This window comes from Turicibacter faecis, from assembly GCF_037076425.1.
Classification (GTDB): Bacteria; Bacillota_I; Bacilli_A; order MOL361; family Turicibacteraceae; genus Turicibacter; species Turicibacter faecis.
The window spans coordinates 2,422,501-2,431,147 of record NZ_AP028127.1 but is presented as its reverse complement, the minus strand read 5'-3'; the positions used below and the strand labels follow the sequence as shown (position 1 = coordinate 2,431,147).

The following is an 8,647-nucleotide window of genomic DNA, read 5'->3' as shown; positions in this document are numbered from 1 at the left end:
CCATTACGATTCTATGTTGTCAAATATTTTTTTATTTTATGCCAACATAAATAATGATTTCTAATAGCCTATTATTACCTTATTGATAATTATACTACCTCCCCCCCATTAAACTTTAAAATTTTAGATAAGTTTATATTATAATTATTAATAAAAATATAACTGACATTAAACCTTTACTTATTATACATATACATGCAATTATTTATATCTGGTGCTAGTATAGTTTTATGGACACATCCTTTTATTAAGTCGTTACATTAGATTTAATAAAAGAATGCGACTTTATGAAAAAAATATAATTCTGAATTTAAATCAATGATTGTTGAACTTTATAAAACTGGTCGTACCGTCAAAAACCTTAGTCGTGAATAAGGCGTTTCAGAAGTAACAATTTACAAATGGATTAAACAATGTCTCCCATCGCTTCAGTGGATGATACTGAAATGACTCTCGAGAAATTTAAACGTATGAAGCAAGAAATTTTACGCTTACAAGAGGAAAATGAAATTTTAAAAAAGGCTATTAACAGTTTCCCTAGCAGTTGAAGAATAGATTGCCGTCGGCAATCGCCAGATGACCATTCCCCACCAAAGGAGTAGATAAATCGTGTGGGGGCCCCATTCACGAGAAAGTAACTCGATCTGAATTATGTCAATTTATTGATCAACATCAAGGGGAACATGATATTTAGCAAATTTGTGGGGTCTTAAAGTTTTCCAAGAAGCACTTATTATCAATCGAAACATCAAATCGAATCGGAAGCGTGAAAATCAAAACCTACTTTAACAAATCAAGCAGATTTATTTTGAATTTCGTCGTCGATATGGAGCGATTAAGATACACCGTCAATTGATTAAAGAGGGACACTCCATTAGCTTAAAACGCGTTCAGCGATTAATGAAATCGGTTGGATTAATCTCGATTATTCAAAAGAAATATACCCTTATAAAAAACCTAAAAAACTTGTTTTAGAGCATCATAATATTCTAGAACAGGACTTTTCGAAGACTTCAATTAATCAAAAACGTGTATCGGATATCACTTATATTCACGTTCAAAAAGAAGGTTGGTACTACTTGGCTTCAGTCACCGATTTACATTCAAAGAAAATTATTGGTTATCATTTTTCTAAGCAAATGACAACGGACGTTATTATCCAAGCTTAAAAAAATGCCTGTGCTTCGCAAAATCCAAAAGAAAAAGTTATACTTCATGCCGATTTAGGGACGCAGTATACTAGCCAAGATTTTCAAAACCTAACCTCAGAACTTAATCTCATTCAATCTTTTAGCCGTAAGGAATGTCCTTACGATAATGCTTGTATTGAATCATTTCATGCCACAAAGAATTCAGGGTTCTATTAATTATTTAACACCTGAAGAATGTGAGCAACTTGCACGACAAGTAGCTTAAAAAATTAACTTTTTGGTGTCCAAAATATTGACCTAGACCCAGCCTTTTAATCAGATAAAAATTTAAGAATATCAAAATAGGCTATATTTCCCCTCTATTTGTAACAATTAGGTATATGTCTTCTATCTTCTATGATATTTCTTTTAAAAAGGTTTTTATATTATTAGGATTTTTTTAACTTTTGGTGCTAGTATAGTTTTATGGACACACTTAAGTTAAGTCGTTACAATAGACTTAATAAAAGGATGTGTCTGTATGAAAAAATATAATAATGAATTTAAATCAATGATTGTTGAACTTTATAAAAATGGACGTTCAGTTAAAGATCTAAGTCGTGAATATGGTGTTTCAGAAGTAACAATTTACAAATGGATTAAACAAATTTCTCCGATTGCCTCGGTAGATGATACAGAAATTACCCTAGAGGATATTAAACGCATGAAGCAAGAAATGTTACGTCTGCAAGAGGAGAATGAAATATTAAAAAAGGCTATGACCATATTCGCGAGAAAGTAAGTCAATCTGAATTATGTCAGTTTATTAATCAACACCATCAGGAACACGATATTAAGCAACTTTGTGAGGTCTTAAGTGTTCCAAGAAGTACTTATTATCAATCGAAGCATCAAACTGAATCAAAATGGGAACGTGAAAATCAGAAACTACTTGAACGTATTAAAGAAATTTATTTTGAAAGTAAGTGTCGGTATGGTGCTATTAAGGTACACCATCAATTGATTAAAGAGGGATTCACTGTTAGCTTGAAACGTGTTCAACGGTTAATGAAATCAAGCGGTTTAGCTTCGATTATTCAAAGAAAATATACTCCTTATAGACAGTCTAAGGAACTTGTTTTAGAACGTAATAACATTCTAGAACAGGATTTTTCGACGACTTCAATTAATCAAAAATGGGTATCCGATATTACTTATATTTACGTTCAAAAAGAAGGTTGGTGCTACTTAGCTTCAGTGATGGATTTACATTCAAAGAAAATTATTGGTTATCATTTTTCAAAACAAATGACCACAGATATTATCGTAAAAGCTTTAAAGAATGCCTATGTTTCTCAAAAACCTAAAGATGAGATTATTCTCCACACTGATTTAGGATCACAGTATACTAGCCAAGAGTTTAAAGACTTAACTTCAGACTTTAAGATGATCCAGTCTTTCAGTCGTAAAGGATGTCCTTATGATAATGCTTGTATCGAATCTTTCCATGCCACTCTAAAGAAAGAAGAAGTGTATCAAACTACATATGTGACATTTGAACAGGCTAGAATGGCCCTATTTCAATATATTGAAGGCTGGTATAATCGCAAAAGGATTCATGGTTCCATTAATTATTTAACGCCAGAAGAATGTGAGCAACTTGCACGACAAATTGCTTAAAAACTTAACTTTTTTGTGTCCAAAATATTGACCTAGATCCATTTGCTAACATAGTTTATTTAAATATTATTATATATATTTGGGTGTTTATATTGCTCTGTTAAGCCTACATACGAAATAGCTTTCCTTGATTTATCGAGTGAATTAAAACCATTAAATAATCTATTGTAAGTATTTAATTTCTCTTTCAATAAAACACTACTTAATTATTACAGATCACTATCTTACTATAATCTATCTTTTAAGTGCTTAAAATTTAAAAAGTCTATATTAGTCATACTATAAAAGGGGAGTTATTTGAATAAATAAATCAATAACAAAATTAAGAGTATTAAAGGTGTTAACCTGAAAGACTACAGATTCGTATAAATGTCAATAAAAAAGTGGTTCTTCCTGACTTTTGGTGATAAAACGCTTTACCTGATATAATGAAAAGACATCGTAGAGAGGTATATCATCATGAATCTTAATGTCTTTTTCCCTGAAAATCTTATGATTCAATCCATTGAAAATAATGAGCATATAATCTTGATTTGTTTAAAATCTGAATCAAAATTTAACCACTGTCCCTTATGTGGGATGAAAAGTCACCAGGTACACAGTACGTATCTTAGAAAACCATTAGATGCGTCTATCCTTAATAAACCTGTTCAATTAAGGATACAAGCTAAAAAGTTTTTTTGTTTAAATCCTAACTGTAAACGTCAAATTTTTACTGAAAGATTTACTGGCTTTTTAAATGCCTATCGGCGTTTAACCATTCGTCTTGAAGAGGTTTTTCTTCAATTATCATTATCGATGAGTGCGGAAGCTTTATCACGCTTTCTTTTTAAACTTGGATATAAACGAAGTGGAGATGCACTATTAGATTTATTACGACGTATCGATTCTACTGAAAAAGATATAAAAAATCAGTCATTAACCCATATTGGGGTTGATGACTTTTCTTTTCGTCGAGGGGTCGACTTTGGAACGGTTATTTGTGATTTAGAAACGCATCGTCCGGTTGAAATTCTCGCCTCTCGTTCGACTCAAGCGTTTAAAGAATGGTTGGAAAAACATCCCTCAGTTGAATTAGTGACACGTGATCGTGCAACAACTTATACTAAAGCCATTCATTTAACGAATCCTAACATTATTCAGGTTGCCGACAAGTGGCACTTTCTTAAAAACCTATTAACGGTTGTTAAAGAAACCATTAGTTCTCGTTTTCCTAAAGGATGGTTTATCATGCCTGAATCTTCAATCACTAAAAAAACAGATCCAGCGACAGATATAACGATTACTAACGTGAACTCAATATCCAGTCATGAATCATTATCTGAAAAGGAACAAGCAAAATGGGCACTCATTTTGGAGATTCAAAAGGTCTACCAACAAGTAGGCTCTATTCGTCAAACAGCCAGACAACTTAAGTTAAGTCGGACAACCGTAGCGAAGTATATTCAGTTATCTGAACCTCCCAAGCAAATACGAAAGCCCCGTGTTAATCAATTTGTCCCCTATTTAAATCAAATCACACAATGGTGTCAGGAGGGAAAAACTGCTCGTTGGATTCATGAACAACTCATCCACCAAGGGTTTAAAGGAGGAGCTTCTTCAACTCGTCGAAAAGTTCAAGAAATTAAAGCAAATCTCCCCGTAAAAACAAGTGAGAAGGCAACAGAAAAAATATCAAAAAAATCTAGTAAATTATTGAAAGCAACGAAGTTTCAACTCACCTCATTCATTTGGCGAAAACCAACGTCTTTAACTCAACCAGAATTAAATTTATTAAATGAACTCTTTCAAGCTCATGCAGACTTAAGTGAACTATATACAGCCATCCAAGTATTTAGAGATTTGGTCACGATGGGGCAAGTATTCAAATTATCTCAATGGCTAGAACGTTACGCTACTCATGAGATTAAATTACTGCGTGAGTTTTGTCTTCGAATGAAACGTGATGAGCAATCGATCAGTAACGCATTAGTTTATCCATACACTAATGCGATTTGTGAAGGGAATGTCAACCGAATTAAAATGATTAAACGCCAAATGTATGGACGAGCAAGTTTTGAACTTCTACGTATTAAAGTGCTCTATTCCTAGAAAGGGCTTTTCACCAAAATAGCGGAAGAATCACATTTATGTTAGCATTCATAGATTCGATTATTTTACCCCCGCGTCATAATCTAATCGAATCTAAAAAAAATATCTTGGTTAATTAATTATATTAACTCATATAATGTAATAAATTTTTATTTTATCTCAATACTATTTAACCTAGTTAATAAGAGTACTGAAATTTTATTTATACCATAAACATTTCGTATATGACACCTTTACTTATGTTTACATTTTACGAACTTTATCTCAACCAATAAATGTGGATGAAGGATTGAAAGAATTATATAGTATTATTTGCATATTACCTTAATGTCTCCCTCAAAATATTAGACTAAAACAACGACAATTTGGAGTGTTTTTTATATGCCTCGATATTGTTCAAAATTAAAGTTTTTTAATGAATATTTACAAGGTTTTTAGGGCATTGATTTCGTCCTAAAAATTATCAAATTTCGAGTCGGCCCCAAACTAAAACCTGATTTAGGCTAAATAACTAATAACTAATCACAAAAAAAAACGATTGACAGTCTAAAAACAAGAATCTACTGGAGAATTTAAGTTAACTGTATACAACTAAACTAAGAAAACGGATGCTTCATATAACCAAACTGCTATTCATTTTGGAAGATCAGACATAGGAACTATTGGGAATTAGAATGCAACGATTGAAAAAGTGGCGTAGAAGCACTACTTAAATCGAAAAGAAGACCTCAGCCACCTACGATAAAATTAAAATCCTCTTTCTAACCAAAACATTAATACCTGAACAAGAATTAGAAGAAATTAAATTATTAATAATTGGATATGAATACTTAAAAGTGTGTCACAGCTATGGGATTGCGCCATGAATCCAAAGAATACAATTAAAAAATTAACAACTCATTTTAAATTAATTAGTATTTTAAAGATAAACAAATTTCCTAAATCAAGCTATCATTATTGGATTAAAAAGATGGGACATGAGGATCCGGATCAAGAGCCTCGAACGAAATCCTAGCTTAAATATTTTTAAAGAAACTGATGAAATTCACGGTTACCGTTGAATTATAGATAAACTTCATCATCAAGAGCAGCAGATTAACCATAAGAAACTTTATCGTCTAATGAAAAAGCTAGAAATTAGTTGTATTAGGTTCAGCCATAAAACACGCAAATATCATTCATATAAAGGAACCGTCGAGAGCTAGTTAAGAATCGAATTAACCGTTTATTTAGTATGCCACCCTCTTATCAGAAACTGAAAACAGATGGGACTAAGTTTAAAATACAGGAAGAAAAATATAATAATCCTCCATGCGGATCAAGAATGGTAGTATCAAAGTCAGCAACGATTTAAAGCATTAAAGAGATACAATATTTTCTAAAGCGTGTCACAAAGTTGAAATTCTCTGGATAACTCACCAATGAAAAACTTCTTCGTAATCCTTAAACAAGCTATACCCTAGCAAGACATTTAAAGCCAATAAGGAATCAAAAGAAGCAGCGAAAACAATATGTATATTACTATGATACCTCTAAATAAGTTAAAAGAAAATTGGCTATTATGTGTCTCAACAAATATCAGATTCATACTAGCCAATTAGCTACATAATATGAAGTTCAACTTTTAGAATCCCCCCACATTTGTTTTTGGTTCTATAATATTCAATGTTGCTAATCAAGCAGCACTTTTTTATAGTATCGAAAAAAAAGAGCTCAAGTCTCAATTCTTTTACAATATTATCGACCAAAGCAATATTCAAAGGATAAGATTTGATGTTTTACTCATATTTTACTAGAAAACATTACTAGAAAACATTTAAATATTAAAGATAAAAATATCTTGAGGAAGTGAAGTTAATTGATTTATCTCCTGAGTTAAAATCTATATCAAGAGTTACTTTTTGCTCTTCAGACGAAAAACTTAGAACGATTTAATCATTTGCTTGAAACGCAACATTCACTTATTTCTCCTGAACTTCAAATAGCTTTCTAAAACTTTAAAACTTATCAATCTTATATCAAAGATACTCTCTCAACCCCTTACACATACGGTCCTAGCGAAGGAGTTAATAATAAAATTAAGGTCATTAAGCGTATTGCCTTTGAATATCGTGATTTCATCACTGGGTCACCTGGCGGACGTAGCAAAGCTCGTACATTACCTCCATTGCTAGGGTAATTAAATCTCGTATTCTCATGGTTCAAAATCTAACAAAGCCTAAAACAAAAATCCTAGCAGCATAGCTACTAGGATTTCCATTGGTATTTTCGTTGTAACAGGTTAAAAATTAATTAACAACACTATTTGACAAAGAATCGAAAAAAAGTCGGAAATAATTAATAAAAAAAACATCCCAAAGGATGTTAATTGGCTATTTGGAGCGGGTGAAGAGAATCGAACTCTCACAGTCAGCTTGGAAGGCTGAAGTTCTACCATTAAACTACACCCGCATTTTTTTCGGCCTAGCGACGTCCTACTCTCGCACTTGCGTACTACCCTCGGCGCTAAGGAGCTTAACTTCTGTGTTCGGTATGGGAACAGGTGTGCCCTCCTTGCCCTTATCACTAGACCTTCTGTCAGATCTTATCAATCTCACAAAACTAGATATCTTCTGCTTACTTCTTCTTGTCCGGCAACTCTCGCATCACAGTGGTAAAGTTCAATAACTGTTCATCACCTTCGTGATTCCTCAGTTCTTTTCACTTTCTGCCTGTGATAATCGCTCGTTTTTGCCTTTCCTATTTAGTTAAGTCCTCGATCGATTAGTATCAGTCCGCTTCATCTGTCACCAAACTTCCACTCCTGACCTATCTACCTCGTCGTCTTCAAGGGATCTTACTTCTTTCGAATGGGAAATCTCATCTTGAGGGGGGCTTCACGCTTAGATGCTTTCAGCGTTTATCCCTTCCACACGTAGCTACCCAGCTATGCTCCTGGCAGAACAACTGGTACACCAGCGGTGTGTCCATCCCGGTCCTCTCGTACTAAGGACAGCTCCTCTCAAATTTCCTACGCCCACGACGGATAGGGACCGAACTGTCTCACGACGTTCTGAACCCAGCTCGCGTACCGCTTTAATGGGCGAACAGCCCAACCCTTGGGACCGACTACAGCCCCAGGATGCGATGAGCCGACATCGAGGTGCCAAACCTCCCCGTCGATGTGAACTCTTGGGGGAGATCAGCCTGTTATCCCCGGGGTAGCTTTTATCCGTTGAGCGACGGCCCTTCCATTCGGTACCGCCGGATCACTAAGCCCGACTTTCGTCCCTGCTCGACTTGTAGGTCTCGCAGTCAAGCTCCCTTCTGCCTTTACACTCTTCGAATGATTTCCAACCATTCTGAGGGAACCTTTGGGCGCCTCCGTTACTCTTTGGGAGGCGACCGCCCCAGTCAAACTGCCCACCTGACACTGTCCCCTGACCAGCTCATGGCCACGGGTTAGAACCCCAGTAACACAAGGGTAGTATCCCAACAGCGACTCCTCCAAGACTGGCGTCCTGGTCTCTTCGTCTCCTACCTATCCTGTACATGTGTCACCAGTGCTCAATATCAAGCTACAGTAAAGCTCCACGGGGTCTTTCCGTCCTGTCGCGGGTAACCTGCATCTTCACAGGTACTATGATTTCACCGAGTCTCTTGTTGAGACAGCGCCCAGATCGTTACGCCTTTCGTGCGGGTCGGAACTTACCCGACAAGGAATTTCGCTACCTTAGGACCGTTATAGTTACGGCCGCCGTTTACTG

Annotated in this window: 5 protein-coding genes, 1 tRNA gene, 2 rRNA genes and 1 pseudogene (1 of these 9 cut by a window edge); 6 read left to right on the top strand and 3 right to left on the bottom strand. The window is 35.0% G+C overall.

The window, feature by feature from the left end; genetic code table 11:
• Positions 1 to 792: 792 nt before the first annotated feature.
• The 6 genes and pseudogenes from AACH31_RS11830 to AACH31_RS11820 form a co-directional block, all read left to right on the top strand.
• Complete coding sequence (locus AACH31_RS11830; RefSeq protein WP_370512597.1) at positions 793 to 975, top strand: IS3 family transposase; 183 nt, start codon at positions 793 to 795, stop codon at positions 973 to 975.
• On the top strand, positions 897 to 1,169 hold the full coding sequence (locus AACH31_RS11825) for a DDE-type integrase/transposase/recombinase (RefSeq protein ID WP_370512596.1): 273 nt from the start codon (positions 897 to 899) through the stop codon (positions 1,167 to 1,169). The genes AACH31_RS11830 and AACH31_RS11825 overlap by 79 nt, the downstream gene beginning before the upstream one ends.
• A 502-nt stretch (positions 1,170 to 1,671) precedes the next feature.
• A protein-coding gene (locus tag AACH31_RS11765) for an IS3 family transposase (protein WP_262953963.1) occupies positions 1,672 to 2,810 on the top strand; the annotation gives its coding sequence in 2 pieces (ribosomal slippage) (positions 1,672 to 1,897 and positions 1,897 to 2,810; 1,140 coding nt in all).
• Positions 2,811 to 3,269: 459 nt separating this feature from the next.
• Complete coding sequence (locus tag AACH31_RS11760; protein ID WP_304407259.1) at positions 3,270 to 4,901, top strand: ISL3 family transposase; 1,632 nt, start codon at positions 3,270 to 3,272, stop codon at positions 4,899 to 4,901.
• An 862-nt stretch (positions 4,902 to 5,763) separates the two neighbouring features.
• The gene (locus tag AACH31_RS11755; protein WP_338506473.1) at positions 5,764 to 5,916 is read left to right on the top strand and encodes a hypothetical protein; all 153 of its coding nucleotides are present in this window, start codon (positions 5,764 to 5,766) and stop codon (positions 5,914 to 5,916) included.
• Positions 5,917 to 6,909: 993 nt separating this feature from the next.
• A pseudogene (locus tag AACH31_RS11820) lies at positions 6,910 to 7,080 on the top strand (transposase); the annotation flags it as partial.
• Positions 7,081 to 7,278: 198 nt separating this feature from the next.
• Here the strand turns inward: AACH31_RS11820 and AACH31_RS11750 are convergent.
• The 3 genes from AACH31_RS11750 to AACH31_RS11740 all read right to left on the bottom strand — a co-directional run.
• Positions 7,279 to 7,352 (bottom strand) — tRNA-Gly (locus tag AACH31_RS11750).
• 10 nt (positions 7,353 to 7,362) lie between these two features.
• Positions 7,363 to 7,471, bottom strand: a 5S ribosomal RNA gene (gene rrf, locus AACH31_RS11745).
• Between the two features lie 173 nt (positions 7,472 to 7,644).
• Positions 7,645 to 8,647, bottom strand: a 23S ribosomal RNA gene (locus AACH31_RS11740); it runs 1,893 nt beyond the window's last position.

Coding starts and splice junctions, on each gene's coding strand:
- AACH31_RS11760 (WP_304407259.1), top strand. CDS start 3,270: ATGAATCTTAATGTCTTTTTCCCTGAAAATCTTATGATTCAATCCATT.
- AACH31_RS11755 (WP_338506473.1), top strand. CDS start 5,764: ATGAATCCAAAGAATACAATTAAAAAATTAACAACTCATTTTAAATTA.